This is a genomic window from Streptomyces sp. NPDC037242 (genome assembly GCF_055604165.1).
The window spans coordinates 537,532-557,878 of the sequence record NZ_JBVJUY010000001.1; the positions used below are offsets into that span (position 1 = coordinate 537,532).

The following is a 20,347-nucleotide window of genomic DNA, read 5'->3' on the forward strand; positions in this document are numbered from 1 at the left end:
CCGGGCGATCTCGGTTGAGCAGTCGGCCGAGCGGTCGGTCGAGCAGTCGGTCGAGCGGTCAGTCGAGCAGTCGGTCGCGGAGCCGGTCGAGGGTCTCGGGCGTGAGTCCGAGGCCCTCGGCGAGGTAGCGGTCCAGGCCGCCCCAGTGGCCGTCGATGGTCTCGAAGGCGGCCTCCAGGTACTCGGCGCGGGCGTCGAAGAGCGGGGCGAGCAGCTCCATCACCTCGGGGGAGCGGGCCTCGGGGGCCGGGCTGCCGCGGCGGACCCGGTAGCGGTTGTGCGGGGCGTTCGACTCCAAGTAGTCCGCCACGACCGCCTCGCGCCCGACGCCCAGTGCGAGCAGGGTGACGGCGATCGACAGCCCGGCCCGGTCCTTGCCGGCCGCGCAGTGCATCAGGGCCGGGACGCTGTCCCCGGCCAGGGCGTGCACCACCCGGCTGTGCTCGGCGGTGCGGTTCTTGATGATCGTGCGGTACGAGTTCGCCATCCGATCCGCGGCCTTGCCGTCGCCCAGGATCGAGCGGAGCTGGTCGAGGTCGCCGTCGCGGACCATCTTCCAGAACTCCCGCCCGTCCGCCGGGTCCGAGAGCGGGATGTTGACGTTGAGCACGCCCGGCAGCTCCACGTCCCGTCCTTCCAGCGCGTGGTCGGCGCCGTTGCGGAAGTCGAAGATGGTGTGCAGGCCGAGGGATGCGAGGAACTCTGCGTCGGTTTCGGTGGCATGCGCGAGATGTCCGCTTCGGAACAGTCGTCCCGTCTTGACCCTGCGTCCGTCGGCGGCCGGAAGGCCGCCCACGTCACGGAAGTTGCGCACTCCGGCCAGCCCCGGTTCGGTGGACGGGCTCTGGGGTATCTGCTGGGTCACGGCGGCTCCTCCGGGTGGTTGAGGGGATGTCCGAATTACACTACTTGGCGGCAACTTGCCATAAGTGCAGGCGAGATCGGGCGCGTCCCCGTGAGCCAGATCATACGGTGACCGTGAGTGCCTGATCATCATGGGCGAATTGCTTTCCCAGGGCGGCTGTTGCCGCCGCGGAATGGACGCAGGGTGACCGGAATTCCGCTGGATCATCACCCTTGAGTTTCCGTCAGGAAATTCATGGCTTGTTCCGTGTGGACGAACTCGATTAGCTTCGCTCTCGATCCGGATGGACCGCCGAATCCTGCCCCATCCGGAAACCGCACCCGACTATTCACGCGCGCGGCAGGAGCGGGGGAACCAGGTAGGCCGCTGTTCCGGATCTTTATACCGGGACGGCTCGGGGTGAAGCCGTACATGTGCTGTTCATGTACGGCCGGACATCTCCAGTCCGAACCCGACAGCTCACCTCGCAGGCGACGGAGAGGAATTCACCATGCCTGCAAAGGGTAAGCACCGCCGTCCCAAGTCCCCCTCGATATCCCGCGGTTTCGCCATGGCAGGCACCGGCGGCGCGGCCCTCGTGCTCCCGCTGTTCGGGGCCGCCTCCGCCCAGGCCGCCTCCGCCTCCGCCCCGGCCGCGGCGCCCGTCGTGGCCGCGCAGGTTCCCGCGGCGCTGCAGGCCGCTCCCGCCGCCGCTGCGGCGGCCGCGCCGTCCGTGTACACCGTCGTCCCGGGCGACCATCTCTCCAAGATCGCCGCCCAGCAGCACCTCACCGGCGGCTGGCAGCAGCTGTACGCCGACAACCGCGCGGCCGTCGGCGCCGACCCCTCGCTGATCCACCCCGGGCTGAAGCTGACGCTCGGCGCCCAGGGGGAGTCCGCTCCCACCGCCGCTCCGGCCCCGAAGCAGGCTCCGGCCCCCGTCGAGCAGTCCTCCGCCGAATCCCCGGCCGATGCGGCCGACCCGGCCTCCGCCGGCGAGGGCCGGGCCGACCAGGCCGCGCTCGACAGTGCTCCCTCGGACGAGGGCGGCGCCCCCGCGGACGAGGCGCAGGCGGCGCCCGCCGCCCCCGCCGAGCAGCAGGCCGCGCCGTCCTCCGGTTTCGTCTCCCCGGTCGGCGGCGGCGTCTCCACCGCCTACAAGACCGCCGGCGCCATGTGGTCCAGCGGCTACCACACGGGCGTCGACTTCATCGCGAGCACCGGCACCACCATCAAGGCGGTCGGCGCGGGCACCGTCGTCTCCGCCGGCTGGGGCGGCGCGTACGGCAACGAGGTCGTCATCCGGCACGCCGACGGCAAGTACTCCCAGTACGGCCACCTCTCCCAGCTGTCGGTCTCGGTCGGCCAGAGCGTCACCGCCGGGCAGAGCATCGGCCTCTCCGGCGCCACCGGCAACGTGACCGGCCCGCACCTCCACTTCGAGATCCGCACCGGCCCGTCCTACGGTTCCGACATCGACCCGCTGGCCTACCTCCGCTCCAAGGGCGTCAGCATCTGACGGCCCCTCCGCCGGGCGCTCCGGCGGAAGCCTGACCCGCGTGAGGCCGGGACCCGAGGGGGGTCCCGGCCTCACGCGCTGTTATTCCTCACCCGCCGGGTGGTATAAATCACGGTCCGTCAACCCCTGCCTACGGTGGCGTAGGTCACGCGCCGGGGTGAAGGATGTGGTCTCGTGGCAGCGACGACGACACTCAAGACCATCGGCTCGTACGCGGCGATCGGGGACAGCTTCACCGAGGGAGTGGGGGACCCGGGACCCGGAGAAACGTTTCTCGGCTGGGCGGACCGGCTGGCCGTGCTCCTGGCCGATCGGCGTGAAGAAGACCGGTTCCGGTACGCGAACCTGGCCGTCCGGGGGCGGCTCCTCGACCAGATCGTGGCGGAGCAGGTCCCGCGGGCCAAGGAGCTCGCACCCGACCTGGTGACCTTCTGCGCGGGCGGCAACGACATCATCCGGCCCGGCAGCGACCCGGACGACGTGGCCGAGCGGTTCGAGGCGGCCGTCGCCGACCTCACCGGATCCGTCGGCCAGGTCATGATCACCACCGGCTTCGACACCCGCGGCGTACCGGTCCTCAAGCACCTGCGGGGCAAGGTGGCGACGTACAGCGCCCACGTGCGCGCGATCGCCGACCGGTACGACTGCCCGGTGCTCGACCTCTGGTCCTTGAAGTCCGTACAGGACCGGCGGGCCTGGGACGAGGACCGGCTGCACCTCTCGCCCGAGGGCCACACCCGGGTCGCGCTGCGCGCCGCCCAGGTGCTCGGCCTGGAGGTGCCCGCGGATCCGGACCAGCCCTGGCCGCCGCAGCAGCCGCGCGGCTCGGTGGACGTGACCCGCGACAACATCCAGTGGGCCCGCGAGTACCTGGTGCCGTGGATCGGCCGCCGGCTGCGCGGGGAGTCCTCCGGGGACCACGTCGAGGCGAAGCGACCGGACCTGCTGCCGCTCTAGAGGGACTGGAGCGGCGCATGATGGCGGGTACGGATCGGAATCCTTCGGGACCGGTACGCGTTGGGATGGTCGTAAGCCGTCCGACCGTCCCGCCCCCACTCCGTCAGGAGGCGCCTTGACCGGCTCCCGTTCCCTGCGTCCACGGCTGCGCGCCATGCGGCCCGAAGCCTTCGGCGCGGACCCGTCCGGCGCTCGCCTGGAGCGGATCCACCGCTCGCCGAACTTCGCCGACGGCGTGTTCCAGAACCCGGTCGGGGCCAGGATCAGGCCTTCCGGTTCGATGCTGGAGTTCGCCAAGATCTACTTCCACAAGGAGCAGCGGATCCGGCGCAACCCCGACGCGCCCGTCCCGGTCCACCCGACCACCCTGGCAGATCTGGCGAAACCGCCGGTCAGCGGCTTGCGGCTGACCTGGATGGGGCACTCCAGCGTGCTCGCGGAGATCGACGGGCGGCGGGTGCTGTTCGACCCGGTGTGGGGTGAGCGGTGCTCTCCCTTCCCCTTCGCCGGACCCAAGCGGCTGCACCCGGTACCGGTGCCGCTGGCCTCGCTCGGCCCGGTCGACGTCGTGGTGATCTCGCACGACCACTACGACCACCTCGACCTCCCGACGATCAAGCAGCTGGCCGGTACGGACACGGTCTTCGCCGTGCCGCTCGGCGTCGGCGCGCACCTGGAGCGCTGGGGCGTCCCGGCCGACCGGGTGCGCGAGCTGGACTGGAACGAGACCACCAAGATCGCCGGCCTCTCGCTCACCGCGACCCCGGCCCGGCACTTCTGCGGCCGCGGACTGCGCAACCAGCAGTTCACCCTGTGGGCCTCCTGGGTCGTCGCGGGCGACGAGCACCGGATCTACCACAGCGGGGACACCGGGTACTTCCCCGGGTTCAAGGAGATCGGCGCCGAGCACGGCCCCTTCGACGCCACGATGATCCAGATCGGGGCCTACTCGGAGTACTGGCCCGAGAACTACACGGGCTACACCCCGCTGCCCGGGGGCTGGCCGGACATCCACATGACCCCGCAGGAGGGCGTCCAGGCCCACCTTGACCTGCAAGGATCCAAGCCGCACGGTGTGATGCTCCCGATCCACTGGGGCACTTTCAACCTAGCGCTCCATGCCTGGGCGGAGCCGGGGGAGTGGACGGTCGACGCTGCCGAGGAGGCTGGCCAGCCGGTGGCGCTCCCGCGCCCGGGCGAGCCCTTCGAGCCTGCCGGAACACTGCCCGTGGACCCCTGGTGGCGCCCGGTCTCCCATCCGCTGGCCCACCCGTGGCGTCGCCCGAAGCCGGTGGAACCGGAGCCGAGCGAGTCTCGGGCCGGTGATCTGGACCTGGCGGGCGAGCGGTGACGCCAGATGCGGATCTGAGGCGGGTAGCTCATTGACGGGGCCCGGCTGAGCCACGAGGAGCGCGAGCGGGTCGTACGTGTCATTGATGGGCCCGGGGGTGTCCTCCGCCGGGCTGCCACCCGGCGGGGCACAGAAGAGGGCTTGCGGCTCTACGGGCCGATGTCCCGGCAGTTCATGTCGTCCATGGATTCCCCGCGTACGGGCATCCGTGCGGAGCCGTCCCGGACCGCGATCACGGGCGGTGAGGCCTTGTCGCCCAGCGTCTCCCAGGTGTCCGGTCCGGCCTGCTCGGCGAAGCGGACCAGGCGGTCGGCGTACGGGGCCACCGCCGCTCCTCCCCCGGCCATGACGTCCAGGGCCGCGGAGGCGACCCAGTTCTCGTCGTCCAGGCCGGCGGCGACCGTGTCCCACACCCCTGGCTCCGGGCTCCGCCAGTGGCGCAGGTGCGTGCCCGCCGCCACGGCGTCGTACCGCAGGTCGGCGCTGCGGTGCGCGGACAGCCCGCGGACCAGTGCGGCCGCCTCCTGCGGATGACCGGCCAGCCGGTCCGCGAGGCGGCCCACGACCGTGCGGCGCTCGGGCCACCAGGGAACCTCGGGCAGCAGCCCGCCGCCGATCTCGGCGAGCGTCCGGGCCACGCGGTGGCCCAACCCCGCCACCCCGTCGGGCGCGCCCGTCGACAGCGTCGCCCGCGCGGCAGCCAGCCGTACATGCGCGCGGTCGTGATCCAGCCAGGGCCGGAGCCACCCCACCGTGGCCGCCGCGTCGCCGGGACGCGACAGCACTCCGATCGCGAGCAGTTGCGAGACCAGCGCCGTCCGGTCGCCCCCACGGCCGCCGGCCTGCGCAACTCCGCCAGCTCCTGCTCCTGCGCCTGCGACAGCCCGTCGCCCGGGATCATCCGGAGCACCCAGGCCGCACCGGTGCGCACGCCGGCGTCGCGGTCGGCGAGCAGCGGTACGGCCCGGTGCCGGTTGGCCGCGAACCCGAGGAAGGCCGGGCGTTCGACGCCGGCGGGCTCGATGTCGCCGCGGTGGGCGCGCTGCGCCAGGAACACGAGCACCTTGCGCCGGTGTTTCGGGTCGAGGCCGGGAAGCGGTTCGAACAGGCGGGCCGCCGTCGGCGCGAAGACGGGGTGCCCCGTCGACCATCCGAGACGTTTCTCCAACCGCGCCCAGGACGTCCGCCGCTTCCCCAGCCTCACGAGCCCGCGCAGCGGACCCGGCACCTCCTCCCGCCCCGCGGGCACCTCTTCGAGCTCGTGCCAGGGCACCCCGGCCCCCGTGCGTCCATGACCAGGAGGTCAGACCACGGTCAAAGGGCCGGAACGGGGAAAAGCAGGACGCCCGGCCGAAGTCCGGCCGGGCGTCCGCAGTGCTTCTGGGCGTGGTGGTGACTACATCGGCAGGTTCTCGCCCGCCCGGTTGGTCACCGTGATCTCGCCGTCGATCAGGAGGCAGACGACGATGCCGTCCGAGCCGTAGGACACCTCGATGGAGTCGACGGGCGCGGGCGCCGTCACGGAGACGGTGAACCGGTCCTCACGGCGCAGCACGTGCTGCGCGCCCCACGGCTCGAAGGACACGACGCACTCGGGGCCGTCCAGGCAGGTCAGCACCAACGTGATCGTCTGTGCCGGGTTGTCCTGCTCCACTGGCTATCCGCCCAACTTCTTGATGATGTCAGCCATCAGTCTCGCGCGCGGAGGGGCCGATTTCCCGCCCAGACCCTTGCTGGCCGCGTCCTCGTAGAACAGCTTGAAGGCTTGGGCCTGCTCCATGGTCACGCCCAGCTCCTTCCAGTGTTCAGCGCTGTGCGCCAAGGCCGCCTCGGCGTCGTCGGGACCGACCCCCCACACCTTGTTGCCGTAGGAGTTGAACGTCTCCCCTTCGGGGAGGAGCTTGCGGATGTCCAGCACCGTGGGAACCCGGCACGGCGTGTCGTTGTGGACCAGGACCGGGGTGGTGCCTGCGAGCACGTGGTAGGTGTGCAGGTCGTCGACGGTGAGGTTGTACGCGGGCTGGAGCGTCTTCCAGTGGCGGACCGCGTCGATCTGCGCGGCGTTCCCGTCGGGCATCCGGAGGGTGTCACCGGTGGTGAGGTCGCCCGCGTCGGTCCAGGTCTTCGACGTCTCGGACCAGAACGGGTGGTGGTCCGTGGCGGTGACGGTTCCGCCGCCGTTCGCGGCGTTGACGGTGACGTCGGTGAAGTCACGGTCGTCGGGGGTGTAGATGGTCGCCTCGACGCGGCGCGGCCCGCTGACGCCCGAGACCGGGTCGGCTGCGAGAACCGAGTCGCCGATCCTGATCTGCTCGATGGGTCGGGCCGAGCCGTCGCCCATCAGGACGCGCGTGCCGGCGGGGAAGCTGTTGCGCGCCACGTCGGTGGCGCACTCGACGGCCTTCTCCACCTTCCGCGCGTCGATCGCGGCCTCGACGCCCTTCTCGCCCCACTTGACGACCTTGAGGGCCTTGCCAAACGGCGTGACGCCGGCAACGGCCATGGCGCAGCCGCCCCAGGACGGCTCCTGGATGCAGCGCTGGATGTCGGCGCCGCCAGAGAGCTCCCAGATGACGTTGCCCACGAGCTTGGCCACCGAGAGGTCGACGGTCCCGTAGAGGATCTCGTCGGGCTCGGCGCCCAGCATGCACGGGGGCAGGCTGTCCCGGTTGACGGGGACGTAGCAGGTCTTCTTCTTCGACTGCTTCGCGGCCTCGGCCTGCTTCTTGCGCTCCTCTTCCGCCGCCTGGCGTGCGGCGGCCTGTTCGGCTTCGAGCTTGGTCTTGACCACGTTCCACGCCTGGGAGGCGAGGGCGTTGGCCTCGTCCTTGCTCTTGCCCGCCGCGATGGCCGACTCACGGGCGGCAGCGGCGGACTCGTTCGCCTTCGTCGCCGAGTCACGGGCGTACTTCGCGGAGAAGGCGGCCTGGGCGGCGGATTCCTCGGCGGCGTCCGCGTCGCGGCCGGCGGCGGCTGCCGCGTTGCGCGCGGCCGTCGCGGAGTTCTTCGCCGCGGTGGCACTGGCCTCGGCGGCGGTCGCGGAGTTGTTGGCGTCCACGGCGGACTTGGCGGCGGATTCCGCGGACTTCTTCGCCTCAAGGGCCGCGGCGTCGGCCTCGGCCTTGGCCGCGTTGGCCTTGGCGGCCGCCTCGGCCGCGCGCCAGCGGTTCTCGTTGGCCTTGGCGGCGATGCCGGAGGCCTCGGCGATCAGGCGGTCGATCTGGTTCTTGTGGTGCTCGGCCAGCTTGTCCTTGCGATCGGCCATGAACTGGCCGACGCTCACGAAGTTGTGCAGCAGGTCGGCGGGGCCGGCCAGGGCGATCTTGGCGGCTGCCTTGACCTCGGGGCCGCCGTCGTTGACGAGCTTGGAGGCGATGACCTGCTCGTCGGTGGTGCGCGCCGAGTACTGGTCGACGGCGAGGAAGGTGGCGAGGGCCTTGCCGCTGCCGTCGGCGAGGGCCTTCTTGGTGGCGTCCTTGACGCTCGGGCCGCCGAAGTTGTTGAACTTCGAGACCTCGACCGCCAGGTCGTCCGTACCGGCCGTGTACTGGCCGGCGGTGTAGAAGCCGCTGACCTGCTCGGGCGTGCCGTTCAGCACGTTCGCGGCGGCGGTGCGCACCGACAGGTAGGGGCTCTGTCCGCTGAGCTGGAAGACCCGCTCGCGGATCTCGTCCTGGCCGGTCTGCTTCCAACGCGTGCGCAGGTACTCCAGGACCTCGGCGTCGGTGCCTTCCAGCGCGATGGCCGCGGACGCCTGGCTCCAGGGGCCGCGCAGCTTCATGGCCTTCATGGCCAGGTCACGGCCCTTGGCGGCGGTGGCCTTGACGTCCACGTCAGGCTTGGCCGCCTCGGCGGCCAGCGTGGCCGCAGTGGCGTCGAGCTTGACGGTCTCGGCCTGCTCGGAAGCGGCCTTGGAGATGTAGGCGTCGGTCTGGGCCTTGCGGGACTTGGCCTTCTCGACGGCGGCCTCGGTCCGCATCGCCAGGTCCGCGTCCTCGGTCTCCCGCGCGATCTTGACGACGTTCTTCGCCGTGGCGACCGCGGCATCGGCGGCCTCGGCCGCCGTCTTGGCCGCCGCGGCGTGCTTGGTCGCCTGGGCAGCGGCGTTCGCCGCCTCGCCGGCGTGGGCTGCGGCCTCGTCGGCCGCGTCGGCGGCAGCACGGGCGTGCTTGGCAGCGGAACGGGCCGCGTCACGGGACTCGAAGGCCGCGGCCGCGGAACGCCGGGCCAGCGCGGACGCCTGGTCGGCGGCGCGGTTGGCGGCGTTCGCGTGACGACGGGCTTCGACGGCGGCCTGGCGGGCCTCGGCCGAGGAGTTCCCGGCCGCGTCCGCGTAGTTGTTGGCCGACTCGGCCGCGTCCGCTGCCGCGTTGGCGTTGTCGCCCGCGCTCTTGGAGGCGTTCGCCGCGAGTCCGGCGGCCAGGGAAGCCGCTCCGGCCATGTCGGAGGCGAGGGCCGAAGTCTCGACGAGACTGGCCGCCATACGGGCGACGCCCGCGAGGGTCTTCGCGCGAGCGGCCTGCGAGGCGTCGTTACCGGCGGCGATGGCCGCGTTGTACGCGTCGTTGGCGGCGTTCGCGGCGTTCGCGGCCGCGGTCGCGGTCTGGGCCGCCGCAAGGGCCGCGACGCGCGCGGCACGGCTGGCCGCGTTCGCCGAGCTGATCGCCTGCTGGGCGGCAGCGGCTGCGGCGCGGGCCGCGTTGGCGGCCTGCGTGGCCTTCACCGCGGCGCGCGTGGCGTCGTTCCGGGCCAGCTCCGCCTCGTGGGCGGCCTTCTGCGCGGCCTCCTTCGCCTTGGCCGCCGCCTCGATGGCGGCGGCCGACGCGAGCTCGGCCGCCTTCATGGCGTCCTCGGCCTGGAGACCGGCCTGCTTGGCGTCTGCCGTCAACTGCTCGACGGTGGCGTACTCCTGGTCCCGGTTACGGGCCGTGAACTGCCCGATCTCCAGGAACTCGACCATGTCGTCCGGGGTCCCGCGCAGGGCGACCCTGGCGGCCGCCTTGACGTTCGGACCGCCGCTGCCGGCCAGCTTGGAGACCGCGACCTCGTTGTCCGACTCGCGCGCCGCGTACTGGCCCTCGTCGAGGAACTTGGCGATGTCCTCCGGAGTGCCCTTCAGGGCGGCCTTGCCGGCCTCCTTGACCCCGGTCCCGCCCAGGTTGATGATCCGCGAGACCTCGACCTGGCGGTCCTCGTTGAGAGGAGCCTTCCAGCCGTCCTTCAGGAAGGTGTCCAACTGCGCGGGCGTGCCCTTGAGCGCCTGCTTGGTCGCCGTCCGGACTGCTACGCCGCCCACGTTGATGAGGCGGCTCGCGGTGACGGAATCGTCGTCGTACTGGATCTGCAGGCTCTCGTCGAGGAACTTCCTGATGTCCTCGTCCGAGCCGAGCAGTGCCCGCTCGGCGGCCTCGCGCAGTCCCGCACCGCCGGACTGCCAGAGCCGGACGGCCATGACGCGGTTCATGGGCTCTGACGTGTCCGCCCCGTCGACGGCCGCAGCGGGCCACGCGCCCAGCAGGCCTGCCGCCAGCGCCGTGGGAAGCACGCCTGCGCAGAGGATGCGCAGGCTCACTCTGCTTCCACCCCTGCGGTGGCCGACCGCGGACCATTTGGCCCGATCGAACATGTGCCGTTTCATCCGGCAGGTTCCCCCTCGCGCTCTCCACCTACATGATCCCCGCGATACTCAACCACAATTGACCAAATATCAACCTTGGTTGACTGGCATTACGCGAGGAACCGCCGCTGTGAAGAGACCGCGGCGCGCCGCGCGAGCCCTGGTGGCGCCCGTGGGGTCCGGGGTGCCCGCGGGGTTCGCGGGGCGGGCGGGTGTGTGGAGGGCCGCGGGGCACAGGTGAGCGGGCCGGGCGGCGCGCGCCCTCGGACAGCCGGGGCGTACACGCTCCCGGCGCATTCGGCCGTCCGTACGAGCGCTCCATCGGGAGCGGGAAGCACCCCGGCGAAGTTCCCCAACTGGGCGTCCGGGGCGGCAGCGCGCGGTCTAGCGTGGGTGTCCGGTGATCAACACCGGACCCCGGAACGCTGGGGGCTCCGGGCCCCACTGACCGAGGACGCCGATGTCCGGACTCCGCGCCGCCCGCCACGCCCCGTCGAGACACGCCGTCACCGGTCCCGGCCGGCAGATACGGCCCCAGCTGGTACGCGCCGCCGTACTGCCCACGCTCGCCGCCGGGCTCAGCGGCGCCGCCGCGGTCATCTTCACGCTCCAGCTCGGCGGCGGGGCGGGCGACCGGGACGTCCGCCTGTGGCCGGTGCTCACCGGCTGCGCCCTGCTCGTCGTCGGCGCCCTCGCGGCCGCCCTGCTCGGGGCCCAGCGCGCCGCCAAGACCGTACGCGACCGCTGTGAGGCGCTGCGCCGCTCCAGCGTGCGCGGCCGCCAGGAGCTGCGCACCGCCGCGGACCGGCTGGAACGGGGCGAGGCCCCGGGTCGCCCGGTGCGCGGCGGGCCGACCGGACCACCGCCCGGCACCGACCCGGCGGGCGTGGACGAGTTCTGGCTGCTCTCGCAGGAACTGCGCGGCGCCCGCGAACAGGCGCACGCCTCGCTGGTCCGGCTGGGCGGACCCGTCACCCCGTCCGACAGCGACCGCAAGGTCGAGGTCTTCGTCAACCTGGCACGCCGGCTGCAATCGCTCGTGCACCGCGAGATCTCGCTGCTGGACGACCTGGAGGACACGGTCGAGGACCCGGACCTCCTCAAGGAGCTCTTCCACGTCGACCACCTGGCCACCCGGATCCGCCGCCACGCCGAGAACCTCGCCGTGCTCGGCGGCGCCGCCTCCCGGCGCCAGTGGACGCGGCCCATCGACCTGAGCGAGGTGCTGCGCTCCTCCGTCGCGGAGGTCGAGCAGTACACCCGGGTCAAGGTGGTGCCCCCGGCCGGCGGCACCGTCCGTGGGCACGCCGTCGCCGACGTGGTGCACCTGCTGGCCGAACTGGTCGAGAACGCCACGGTGTTCTCCGCCCCCGACACCGATGTCGTGGTGCGGGCCGAGCGGGTCACCGCCGGGATCGCGATCGAGGTGGAGGACCGGGGCCTCGGCATGCCGCCCGAGGAACAGCACCGGATGAACGCCCTGCTCGGCGACCCCGACCAGATCAACGTCCGGCACCTGCTGGCGGACGGCCGGATCGGCCTGTTCGTCGTCTCGGCGCTCGCCCGGCGGCACGGGGTGGCCGTCGAGCTCAAGTCCAACATCTACGGCGGTGTGCTCGCCGTGCTGGTGCTGCCGCAGGACCTCCTGGGGGCGGAGGCGCCGGGCGCCGCCGATGCCCTGGGGGGCTCCCGGGCCACCTCGTGGGGGACCGCGGAGGGGGCCGGGTGGGCCGACGGCGCCGCCGTACCGCCCCTGGAGCCCGTACGCGTGGGACCGGCCCGGCCGGAGCCGGCCGGGGCCCCGGCGGCGGTGCCCGCCCGGGCCGTCGAGGTGCCGGGTCCGGCGCCCCGAACCGAGCCCGCCCCCATGCCCGCCATGGCCCCCATGCCCCCGGTGTACGCCGTGGAGCCCGCGGCCGTGCCCGAACCTCTGGCCGCGGTGGAGCCCGCGGAGCCCGCCGTCACCGTCGCGGGCCCGCTGCTGCCCGTACCGGCCGCCCGCGTGGGCGAGGACCGCCCGCCGCTGCCCAAACGACGGGCCCAGCAGCACCTCGTACCCCAGCTGCGGGACGCCCCCGCACCCCGGCGGGCCGACGACGGCGAACAGCCCGTGCACGACCCCGGCCTGATGGCCGCCTTCCAGCGCGGCTTCGGCCTCGCCCAGTCGGAGCACCGGACATGATCCGGACCACCCCGACCCCCGTACCCGTACCGGAATTCCCCAGCATCGAGGAGCACACCCCCATGAGCGGCGAAGTGGCGACCAGGACCGGCCGGCTCTCGGATCTCGACTGGCTGCTCAGCGGCCTCGTGCAGCGCGTGCCGTACACGCGCAGCGCGGTGCTGCTGACCGCGGACGGGCTCGTGACCTGCGTACACGGGATGGACGCCGACAGCGCCGACCACATGGCCGCGCTGGCCTCCGGGCTGTACTCGCTCGGGCGCAGCGCCGGATCCCGGTTCGGGGACGGCGCCGAGGTCCGCCAGGTGGTGGTCGAACTCGACACGGCCCTGGTCTTCGTATCGGCGGCCGGATCGGGCACCTGCCTGGCGGTGCTCGCCGACCGGGAGGCCGACGCGGGCGTGCTCGGCTACGAGATGGCGATGCTGGTCAAGAGCGTACGGCCCTACCTGGCGGCCCCGCCGCGGCGGCCCGTCGCCGACCCGGAGCGATGAGGGTCCGGGCCAGGGGGGCATCGGGGGCGCCGCGTGACACGCCGTGGCTGGACGATTCTGCGGGCCGGGTGATGCGGCCCTACACCGCGAGCGGCGGGCGGACCCGGTCGGCCGTCGCGCTCGACCTGCTGTCCCTGGTGACGGCGACCGGCGTACGCCCGCGCGCACCGCTCGGCGCGGAACACACCCTCGCGCTCCGGCTGTGCGCCGGCGCGGCGGCCGTCACGGTCGCCGAGGTGGCCGGGCAACTGCGGCTCCCGGCGGTGGTGGTGAAGGTGCTGCTGTCCGACCTGATGGAACACGGGGCGGTGACGGTGCAGGCGCCGCGGTTCCCCTTTCCCGGAGGCATCGGCGGCGCGGCTTTCGCGGCCGACGACCAGTCCCTGCTCCAGGCGGTGCTCGATGGCCTTCGCAAACGACTGTGAGGGCCGCGCCCACGAGCTGCCCGCGACCCTGAAGATCCTGGTCGCGGGCGGGTTCGGGGCGGGCAAGACCACCTTCGTGGGCTCGGTCAGCGAGATCGAGCCGCTGAGCACGGAGGAGTTGCTGAGCGGGCTGAGCGAGGCCGCCGACCCGCTGGACGGGGTCGAGGCGAAGACGGCGACGACCGTCGCGCTGGACTTCGGCCGGATCACCCTGGACGCCCGCCACGTCCTGTACCTCTTCGGCACGCCCGGGCAACAGCGCTTCTGGTTCCTGTGGGAGGAACTGTGCGCCGGCGCGCTCGGAGCGGTGGTGCTGGCCGACACGCGCCGCCTCGCCGACTGCTTCCCCGCCGTGGACTTCTTCGAGCGGCGCGGGATCGGCTTCATCGTCGCCGTCAACGAGTTCGACGGCGGCCACCGCTACGCGGCCGAGGAGGTCCGCGAAGCGGTCGGGCTCGGGCCGGACGTGCCCGTCGTACGGTGCGACGCGCGGCTGACGAAGTCCGGGACGGGGGCGCTCGCCGCGCTCGTCCACCACCTGCTGTCCACAGCGAACCAGCGGAAGTATCAGGATGTGGGGGAAGCGCCATGACGTACTACGAATCGACCGGGCACCTGCTGCTGACACCGGTGGACCGGGAGGCGCCGGCGCGCGCCGTCCGGCTGCGTGAACTCGGCCTGGGCGAGCGGCCGGACGGGGAGCTCGACGCCTTCGCCAGGCGGGTCGCGGACACCCTGGCCGCGCCCTATGCCGGGGTCAACTTCATAGGCGAGGAACGGCAGTTCTTCGCCGGACTGCACCACTCGGCCGACGCCCCGGCGAGCGGCTACCCGGCGCGGGTACTGGCCCGGGACCACGGGTACTGCCCCTACGTCGTGGTGCGGCGCCGGGCGTTGGTCCTGGAGGACGTACGGGACTTCGCGCGCTTCGCGGGCAACGCCGTCGTGGACGAGAGCGGGGTGCGGTCGTACGTGGGCGCGCCGCTGACGGACCGGCGGGGGATCGTACTCGGGACGGTGTGCGCGGTGGACACGGTGCCGCGGCGGTGGGGGACGGACGGCCTGGCCACCGTGAAGGAGCTGGCGGCGGAACTGGTGGCCCTGGTCCACGAGCGGGAGGACCGGCGCGGCTGAGGGTGCGGTCCGGGGCGGTTGTCAGTGGTGGGGGCTACCGTCGACGGACGAGGGTTCACCGGTGTCCGGAGAGGAGTCGCGGGGATGGCCACGACGGCGCAGGACGTCAGGAAGATCGCACTGTCGCTCCCCGACAGCAGCGAGAAGCTCGCCTGGGGGATGCCCACCTTCCGCGTGGGCGGCAAGAACGGCAGGATCTTCGTCTCGCTCGCCGACGACGACACCTCGATCGGCGTGAAGTGCCCCAAGGAGGACCGGGCCGAGCTGATCGGGGCGGAGCCGGAGAAGTTCTTCATACGCGAGGGCCACGACGACAACTACGCCTGGCTGCGGGTGCGTCTGGCGGCCGTGGAGGACGTGGCCGAGCTGCGCTCGATCCTGGTCGACTCCTGGCTCCAGGCGGCCCCGAAGCGCCTGGTCGCGGCGCACCCCGAACTGACACCCGCCACGGACTGAGCCCGGCGGCGGGGCGGTCGCGGACGACCGTGCCGACGCCGGGCCCAGACACCCCCTAGCGCTGCGGCCGCAGAAAGGCGTCGATGCGGGCGCGCAGGGACGCCGGGTCCAGGCCGTGGGCGGCCACGTGCTCGTCGAGCGTGCCGTAGCGGCGCAGCTCGGCGCGGCCGACGCCGAGCCCGAGGACGCGGTGCGGGGTTTCGGAGAGGGCCTGGGCGGCCGCGGTCGTGGAGGTACCGGCGAGGTAGGGCTCGACCAGGACCACGTCGGCGGTGGCGCGTCCGACGGCCGCGCGAAGCGCCGCGTCGTCGAAGGGCCGCACCGTGGGCGCGTACAGGACCGTCGCGTCCAGGCCCTCCGTCGCCGCCAGTGCGTTGTCCAGCAGCGGCCCGACCGCGAGGACCACGCCGGCGCTGCCCTCCCGTACGGTCTGGAAGCCCAGGTCGGCCGCCATGGGGCGGGGCTCGGCGTTCGACTGCCCGGAGAGCCGGACGTACACCTTGTCGTCGCCCGCCGCATACGCGTGGCGCAGCAGCGCCTCGGCCTCGTCCGGGTGCCCGGGGACGTGGACCGTCCAGCCGTCGAGGGTGTCCAGCAGGGCCACGTCGCCCGGTGACATGTGCGTGAACCCGCCGGCCGGCCAGTCGTAGCTGGCGCCCGCGCTGACCAGGACCCCGCCCGTGCCCTGGTGCCCGAAGTCCAGCTTGACCTGCTCGAAGGGCCGCTCGACGAGGAAGCTGGCGAAGGTGTGCACGACGGGCCGCAGCCCGGTGAGGGCCAGCCCGCCGCCGACGCCGACCAGGAGCTGCTCCCGGATGCCGACGTTGATCACCCGGTCCGGGTGGCGGTGCTGGGCGGGCCGGAACCCGTCCATGGTGATCTCGGCGAGCACGAGTGCCAGCCGCGGGTCCTCGTCGAGCACTCGCGATGTGACCGAGACGAACCGTTCGCGCATGGTGTCCATGACTTCCCCCTGTTCCCTACTGCTTCTTCTCGACGCGGGCGACGACGGCGTGCGGCCGGCCCGGATGCGGTGCGGTGTAGGCGGCGTGCAGCGCGGCGTGGTCGTGCCCGTCCACCGTCACCGCGGACCAGCCGGCCGCCTCGAACCGGGAGGCGATCCCGCCGTGCCACCCGTGGGTGGCCGAGTCGTTGTCGATCACGATCGTGTGGAGCCGCTCCAGCCCGGCCGAGCCGGCGTACGCGATGGCCTCGTGGTTGCTGCCCTCGTCCAGCTCGGCGTCGCCGATCAGCACCCACACCGCCGGGTCGTCCAGCCCCTGGGCGCGCAGCCCGAGCGCGCTGCCGACGGCGAGCGGGAGCCCGTGCCCGAGGGAGCCGCTGGCGATCTCCACCCCCGGGATCAGGGTGCGGTCCGGGTGGTGCCCGAGGGGGGAGTCGTACGAGCCGAATCCGCTCAGCCAGTCGACGGGGAAGAAGCCCTTGGCGGCGAGCACGGCGTAGTAGGCCATCGGCCCGTGCCCCTTGGACAGCAAGAACCTGTCCCGCCCGGTGTCCTGGGCGCTCGCGGGGCCGACGCGCAGGACCCGGTCGTAGAGCACCCACAGCGCGTCGAGCGTGGAGGTGGCGGCGGGGCCGTGCTTCTCGGCCCCGGTCATGAGCGCGATGAGGCGGCTCAGATCCTCGTAGCGGAACCCGGTGTCCGCGGTTGCCTGTGTCATGCACCGATCGTGCAACCTCAAGCGCGCTTGAGGTCAAGCGCGAGAAAGGTGCGCGCGACCACCCCGCGAAGTGCGGTATCGTTCTCCTGCGCGTTCAACCAGGGGAAACCCCAGGTCAACGGGCATCGGGACGTGGCGCAGCTTGGTAGCGCACTTGACTGGGGGTCAAGGGGTCGCAGGTTCAAATCCTGTCGTCCCGACTTTGCGGAAACGCAGGTCGGAGGCCGTTCTCTCATCCGTGGGAGGGCGGCCTTTCGTGCGTCCGGAGCCATGGTGGTCGCAGTGTGGTCGCACGTCCATTCTGCGGGCCGGTTGGCCGCGACGCTGGAGCCGGGTACTGCGGGGGAGCGGAGCCGGCGGAGGGCTGCGCGGAGCCGGTGGATGTGGTTTCACGGACGCGCTGCGCGGGCTGCGACCGTGTGGCACCGGGCACGACCCCGGCCGGAGCGCGGTCGATGGCAGGCTTTCGGAGCGAGGGCTCGGGTCTGAGGAGTCGCGACCCGTTTCCGCACAGGCCGGCGCGGAGGTGGATGGCGCTTCCGATTCCCCGATCTACGAGGCATTGGAGCGGTTGTGCTCCAGCGGGACCGGAACTGCCCTGGCGCCGCCCTGGCCCTCCGCATGCGAGGAACCTCTCGGGCTGGGGTGACATCCGTCCCTGCTGAGGGGGGATCCGTCCGCGGCGGATGTGCGGCCCGCACGTCTTGACTGGTGCTCCCGGCCGAGCTGCGAGCGGGTGGGGCCCCGGGCATGCTGGTTCGAGGCGGTTGGTGTCCGGGCCCGCCGGGCCCCGGCCGTCCGGGATGAGGGTGAACGCCGGTGTGGGGCGAAGGGGAAGCATACGAGCCGTACATCGGGCGGTGGAGCCGGCAGGTGGCGGTGGAGTGCGTCCGCCGGTTGGGCGTTGCGGAGGGCAGTGACTGGCGGGACATCGGCTGCGGGACGGGTGCCGTCACGCGGGCGGTCCTGGACGTGGCCGGTCCCAGGCGGGTGGTGGGAGTCGAGCCGTCGGACGGCTACGTCCGGTACGCCCGGCAGCACGTCACGGATTCCCGGGCCCAGTTCGTACGCGGCGATGCGATGAGGCTGCCGTTCCCGGATGGCCGGGCGTCGGTGGCGGTCAGCGGCCTGGTCCTCAACTTCGTCCCTGCTCCTGAGCGGGCGGTCGCCGAGATGGCCCGCATCGTTCGCCCCGGCGGCACGGTCGCCGCGTACCTCTGGGACTACACCCAGGGGGGCATGGAACTGATCCGCTACTTTTGGAAAGCCGCCGTCTCCCTGGACGAGGGCAGCCGGGAGCTGGACGAGGCCCTCCGGTTCCCCCTGTGTGCGCCGGGCCCGTTGGACGGACTGCTGCGAGCGGCCGGCCTGGCGTACGTGGAGGTCGACGAGATCAACATCCCGACACACTTCAGGGATTTCGACGACTACTGGGCCCCGTTCCTGGGCGGGCAAGGGCCTGCCCCGTCGTACCTCGCTTCACTGCCGCGGAAGCGGCAGGACGCGTTGCGTGAGCGTCTGCGAGCCGACGTCCCCACCGAGGCTGACGGCTCGATCGCTCTCACCGCACGCGCCTGGAGCGGCCGGGGAAGACGTCCGACCGCTGAAGTCAGGCCATAGCCCCCTCGCCGGCCGCACGCAGGCATCGGGCGGGTGACGCCCGCGAGCTGCCGCCCCTCTCGGCGGGGCCGCGCTGTCGTACGCCGGACTGAGCACCCGCGAGCAGGAGGTGCTCGCCCTCTTGGCCGACGGACTCCGCAATGCCGAGATCGCTGATGAGCTGTTCCTGTCGCGGCGCACCGTGGAGCACCACGTCGCCGCCGTGCTCCGCAAGCTCGGCGTGGCGAACCGGTCGGAAGCCGCTCGATACGCCCGGCGAAACGTCGTGACCGCTCGCCGGCCTGCCGTGCCCCCGTCGACCCGGACACCGTGATCGAGTCGCCGGAGGTCATCCTCGACCCGCGACGCCGAGCCGAGAAGACGCCCCGCCCGACAACAACGGCGTTGTCGCTGCGGACCAGTTGGGGACCAGCGCCCACGTCGATAGGCGCACAGCACGTACGGATGTGCACGCTGCGCGTCCTCGGATTGACCCGTATGTGCCGGACCGCGCCGCCCGAGGGGCGTTACGCCGGGTGGGTCAGCGTGCGGATGAGTCGCTCGACCTGCGCCTGCGAATCCGGCGCGGCATCGGCCGGGCCGCCGGTCATCAGGAGGTGGTGCAGCGTGCCCACGAGTGCGAGCGCCACCGACTCCACGTCCATCGGCGCCGCGACCCTCCCGAGACCCTGCTCCGCGCGCAGGTAGCCGCTGACCGCCTCCTGGATCGCGGTGAACCCCGGGGCGCCGGCCTGCCAGGCCTCCCGGACGCGCCGGGCTGCCAGTGGTCGCGTCACCGCCAGCCCGACCAGCCCCGGATCCAGGGACAGCACGGCTGAGGCCACACCCGCGAGGTTGTCCGGTACCGAACCAGTGCCCGCTCTGGAGGGCAGGTCCTCCGACAGCGCTGCTGCCGCCCCGAACCGGTACAGGACCAGTTCGGCGACGAACTCGTCCAGACCGGCGAAGTGTGTGTGCAGCACGCCCTTGGCGCACCCGGCCTCCTCGGTGACCGCCCGGCTCGTCAGTGCCGCGGCCCCGTCCCGGGCCAGGACGCGCTCCGCTGCCGCGAACAGCCGCTCCCGCAGACCTTCGATGGCGACTCCGCGCGGTGACATCAACTTCCTCCAGAGGCAGGGGCGTTGCGAGTATGGGCATCTGCCCATACTCTTTGGGCGTGCGCCCATTCTAGGGGCTCTTCCCACTCGTCCGGAGGTCACTTCCGCATGCAGCAGATCGCCAACACCGGCCAGGCGCAGGCCTGGAACGGCTACGAGGGCACGCACTGGGCCGCGCATCACGACCGCTGGAACGCCGTCAACGCCGGCTTCAACGAGCCGCTGCTGGCGGCCGCGTCGATTCGCCCCGGGGAGGACGTACTCGACATCGGCTGCGGCGCGGGCGCGACCACGCGGCTGGCCGCTCGGGCCGCGGAGCAGGGCTCCGCGGCAGGTCTCGACCTCTCCGGCCCCATGATCGAGCGAGCCAGGACCGTCGCTGCCGAAGCAGGCATCACCAACATCTCCTTCACGCACGGCGACGCCCAGGTTCATGACCTGCCCCGTGCCGCCTTCGACGTCGCGATGAGCCGCTTCGGCATCATGTTCTTCTCCGACCCCGCCGCCGCGTTCGCCAACATCGCCTCTGCGTTGCGTCCGGGTGGGCGCATCGCCTTCCTGAGTGCGGCGGAACCCGAAGGAAACGAGTGGCTGACCGCGCTCACCGCACTCAAGGAGATCCTGCCGATCGGCGGCTTCGGAGCCCCTGGCGGACCGGGTATGTTCTCCCTCGCCGACCCCGACACCGCAACCGGCCTACTTCGTAAGGCGGGTCTCCAGAACGTGCACGCCGAGCACGTCCAGGCGCACGGGAGCTGGGGCCGTACCGCCCAGGAAGCCGCGGACTTCCTCCTCGACTCCGGCCCCGGCCGGCACCTCCTGAGCACGGTCGATCCCGCCACTCAGGCTCGTGCGCGCCGCCGCCTCACCGAAGTCCTCGGCGCTCACGAGACCGCCGGCGCGGTCCGGCTCCGCAGCACCGGGTGGCTCTTGACCGCCACCCTCGCAGCCTGAGCCCGGACCGCCACG

19 protein-coding genes, 1 tRNA gene and 1 riboswitch are annotated in these 20,347 nt (G+C 72.5%); of the genes, 13 read left to right on the forward strand and 7 right to left on the reverse strand.

What is annotated here, in order from left to right:
* Nucleotides 1-58 precede the first annotated feature (58 nt).
* Nucleotides 59-865, reverse strand: coding sequence for a tyrosine-protein phosphatase (locus ACZ7GJ_RS02290; RefSeq protein WP_470748534.1), 807 nt, complete (start codon nt 863-865; stop codon nt 59-61).
* Between the two features lie 311 nt (nt 866-1,176).
* Nucleotides 1,177-1,353, forward strand: a riboswitch (cyclic di-AMP (ydaO/yuaA leader).
* A 2-nt stretch (nt 1,354-1,355) separates the two neighbouring features.
* Between ACZ7GJ_RS02290 and ACZ7GJ_RS02295 the strand changes: the two genes are divergently transcribed.
* The 3 genes from ACZ7GJ_RS02295 (at nt 1,356) to ACZ7GJ_RS02305 (ending at nt 4,671) form a co-directional block, all read left to right on the forward strand.
* Entirely contained in the window at nt 1,356-2,363 is a 1,008-nt protein-coding gene (locus ACZ7GJ_RS02295; RefSeq protein ID WP_470748536.1) for a LysM peptidoglycan-binding domain-containing M23 family metallopeptidase, read from the forward strand.
* Between the two features lie 174 nt (nt 2,364-2,537).
* Nucleotides 2,538-3,320 carry an SGNH/GDSL hydrolase family protein gene (locus tag ACZ7GJ_RS02300; RefSeq protein WP_470748538.1) on the forward strand — a complete coding sequence of 261 codons (783 nt, stop codon included), beginning with the start codon at nt 2,538-2,540 and terminating at the stop codon, nt 3,318-3,320.
* A gap of 115 nt (nt 3,321-3,435) precedes the next feature.
* Nucleotides 3,436-4,671, forward strand: a complete 1,236-nt coding sequence (locus ACZ7GJ_RS02305; protein ID WP_470748540.1) for an MBL fold metallo-hydrolase — start codon at nt 3,436-3,438, stop codon at nt 4,669-4,671.
* A 149-nt stretch (nt 4,672-4,820) separates the two neighbouring features.
* Here the strand turns inward: ACZ7GJ_RS02305 and ACZ7GJ_RS02310 are convergent, their stop codons facing one another.
* From ACZ7GJ_RS02310 to ACZ7GJ_RS02320, 3 genes are all read right to left on the reverse strand, one after another.
* A complete protein-coding gene (locus ACZ7GJ_RS02310; RefSeq protein WP_470748542.1) occupies nt 4,821-5,456 on the reverse strand; it encodes a hypothetical protein in 636 nt (211 codons plus the stop codon).
* A gap of 611 nt (nt 5,457-6,067) precedes the next feature.
* The gene (locus ACZ7GJ_RS02315) at nt 6,068-6,325 is read right to left on the reverse strand and encodes a hypothetical protein (protein ID WP_470748544.1); all 258 of its coding nucleotides are present in this window, start codon (nt 6,323-6,325) and stop codon (nt 6,068-6,070) included.
* 3 nt (nt 6,326-6,328) lie between these two features.
* Entirely contained in the window at nt 6,329-10,243 is a 3,915-nt protein-coding gene (locus ACZ7GJ_RS02320) for a polymorphic toxin-type HINT domain-containing protein (protein WP_470748546.1), read from the reverse strand.
* A gap of 505 nt (nt 10,244-10,748) precedes the next feature.
* On the opposite strand from ACZ7GJ_RS02320, the gene ACZ7GJ_RS02325 reads away from it, so the two are divergent.
* The 6 genes from ACZ7GJ_RS02325 to ACZ7GJ_RS02350 all read left to right on the forward strand — a co-directional run bounded on the left by ACZ7GJ_RS02325 (nt 10,749) and on the right by ACZ7GJ_RS02350 (nt 14,979).
* The gene (locus tag ACZ7GJ_RS02325; protein ID WP_470748548.1) at nt 10,749-12,470 is read left to right on the forward strand and encodes a sensor histidine kinase; all 1,722 of its coding nucleotides are present in this window, start codon (nt 10,749-10,751) and stop codon (nt 12,468-12,470) included.
* Between the two features lie 62 nt (nt 12,471-12,532).
* On the forward strand, nt 12,533-12,964 hold the full coding sequence (locus ACZ7GJ_RS02330; RefSeq protein ID WP_365919224.1) for a roadblock/LC7 domain-containing protein: 432 nt from the start codon (nt 12,533-12,535) through the stop codon (nt 12,962-12,964).
* A 71-nt stretch (nt 12,965-13,035) separates the two neighbouring features.
* Nucleotides 13,036-13,389, forward strand: coding sequence for a DUF742 domain-containing protein (locus ACZ7GJ_RS02335; protein WP_470748550.1), 354 nt, complete (start codon nt 13,036-13,038; stop codon nt 13,387-13,389).
* A complete protein-coding gene (locus ACZ7GJ_RS02340; protein WP_470748551.1) occupies nt 13,367-13,981 on the forward strand; it encodes a GTP-binding protein in 615 nt (204 codons plus the stop codon). Before ACZ7GJ_RS02335 ends, ACZ7GJ_RS02340 begins: the two co-directional genes overlap by 23 nt.
* The gene (locus ACZ7GJ_RS02345) at nt 13,978-14,523 is read left to right on the forward strand and encodes a GAF domain-containing protein (protein ID WP_470748553.1); all 546 of its coding nucleotides are present in this window, start codon (nt 13,978-13,980) and stop codon (nt 14,521-14,523) included. The genes ACZ7GJ_RS02340 and ACZ7GJ_RS02345 overlap by 4 nt, the downstream gene beginning before the upstream one ends.
* Before the next feature lie 84 nt (nt 14,524-14,607).
* On the forward strand, nt 14,608-14,979 hold the full coding sequence (locus tag ACZ7GJ_RS02350; protein WP_470748555.1) for an MmcQ/YjbR family DNA-binding protein: 372 nt from the start codon (nt 14,608-14,610) through the stop codon (nt 14,977-14,979).
* Nucleotides 14,980-15,034: 55 nt separating this feature from the next.
* On the opposite strand, the gene ACZ7GJ_RS02355 is transcribed toward ACZ7GJ_RS02350, so the two are convergent.
* Both ACZ7GJ_RS02355 and ACZ7GJ_RS02360 read right to left on the reverse strand, forming a co-directional pair.
* Nucleotides 15,035-15,943 (reverse strand): transketolase family protein, encoded by a 909-nt coding sequence (locus ACZ7GJ_RS02355; protein ID WP_470748557.1) that lies wholly within the window; start codon nt 15,941-15,943, stop codon nt 15,035-15,037.
* Between the two features lie 16 nt (nt 15,944-15,959).
* Complete coding sequence (locus tag ACZ7GJ_RS02360) at nt 15,960-16,661, reverse strand: transketolase (RefSeq protein ID WP_470748558.1); 702 nt, start codon at nt 16,659-16,661, stop codon at nt 15,960-15,962.
* A 126-nt stretch (nt 16,662-16,787) separates the two neighbouring features.
* Between ACZ7GJ_RS02360 and ACZ7GJ_RS02365 the strand changes: the two genes are divergently transcribed.
* The 3 genes from ACZ7GJ_RS02365 to ACZ7GJ_RS02375 all read left to right on the forward strand — a co-directional run bounded on the left by ACZ7GJ_RS02365 (nt 16,788) and on the right by ACZ7GJ_RS02375 (nt 18,594).
* Nucleotides 16,788-16,861: transfer RNA gene (locus ACZ7GJ_RS02365), tRNA-Pro, on the forward strand.
* A gap of 697 nt (nt 16,862-17,558) precedes the next feature.
* A complete protein-coding gene (locus tag ACZ7GJ_RS02370; RefSeq protein WP_470748560.1) occupies nt 17,559-18,281 on the forward strand; it encodes a class I SAM-dependent methyltransferase in 723 nt (240 codons plus the stop codon).
* Between the two features lie 88 nt (nt 18,282-18,369).
* Entirely contained in the window at nt 18,370-18,594 is a 225-nt protein-coding gene (locus ACZ7GJ_RS02375; RefSeq protein ID WP_470748745.1) for a response regulator transcription factor, read from the forward strand.
* 193 nt (nt 18,595-18,787) lie between these two features.
* Here ACZ7GJ_RS02375 and ACZ7GJ_RS02380 read toward each other — a convergent pair whose 3' ends face one another.
* The gene (locus tag ACZ7GJ_RS02380) at nt 18,788-19,378 is read right to left on the reverse strand and encodes a TetR family transcriptional regulator (protein ID WP_470748561.1); all 591 of its coding nucleotides are present in this window, start codon (nt 19,376-19,378) and stop codon (nt 18,788-18,790) included.
* Nucleotides 19,379-19,486: 108 nt separating this feature from the next.
* Between ACZ7GJ_RS02380 and ACZ7GJ_RS02385 the strand changes: the two genes are divergently transcribed.
* The gene (locus tag ACZ7GJ_RS02385; protein ID WP_470748563.1) at nt 19,487-20,332 is read left to right on the forward strand and encodes a class I SAM-dependent methyltransferase; all 846 of its coding nucleotides are present in this window, start codon (nt 19,487-19,489) and stop codon (nt 20,330-20,332) included.
* Nucleotides 20,333-20,347: the final 15 nt, after the last annotated feature.

Excerpts from the sequence above, each read along its gene's own strand:
- ACZ7GJ_RS02330 (WP_365919224.1), top strand. The coding sequence starts at position 12,533 with ATGAGCGGCGAAGTGGCGACCAGGACCGGCCGGCTCTCGGATCTCGAC.
- ACZ7GJ_RS02295 (WP_470748536.1), top strand. The coding sequence starts at position 1,356 with ATGCCTGCAAAGGGTAAGCACCGCCGTCCCAAGTCCCCCTCGATATCC.
- ACZ7GJ_RS02335 (WP_470748550.1), top strand. The coding sequence starts at position 13,036 with ATGCGGCCCTACACCGCGAGCGGCGGGCGGACCCGGTCGGCCGTCGCG.
- ACZ7GJ_RS02385 (WP_470748563.1), top strand. The coding sequence starts at position 19,487 with ATGCAGCAGATCGCCAACACCGGCCAGGCGCAGGCCTGGAACGGCTAC.
- ACZ7GJ_RS02355 (WP_470748557.1), bottom strand. The coding sequence starts at position 15,943 with ATGGACACCATGCGCGAACGGTTCGTCTCGGTCACATCGCGAGTGCTC.
- ACZ7GJ_RS02340 (WP_470748551.1), top strand. The coding sequence starts at position 13,367 with ATGGCCTTCGCAAACGACTGTGAGGGCCGCGCCCACGAGCTGCCCGCG.
- ACZ7GJ_RS02360 (WP_470748558.1), bottom strand. The coding sequence starts at position 16,661 with ATGACACAGGCAACCGCGGACACCGGGTTCCGCTACGAGGATCTGAGC.
- ACZ7GJ_RS02350 (WP_470748555.1), top strand. The coding sequence starts at position 14,608 with ATGGCCACGACGGCGCAGGACGTCAGGAAGATCGCACTGTCGCTCCCC.
- ACZ7GJ_RS02380 (WP_470748561.1), bottom strand. The coding sequence starts at position 19,378 with ATGTCACCGCGCGGAGTCGCCATCGAAGGTCTGCGGGAGCGGCTGTTC.
- ACZ7GJ_RS02345 (WP_470748553.1), top strand. The coding sequence starts at position 13,978 with ATGACGTACTACGAATCGACCGGGCACCTGCTGCTGACACCGGTGGAC.
- ACZ7GJ_RS02325 (WP_470748548.1), top strand. The coding sequence starts at position 10,749 with ATGTCCGGACTCCGCGCCGCCCGCCACGCCCCGTCGAGACACGCCGTC.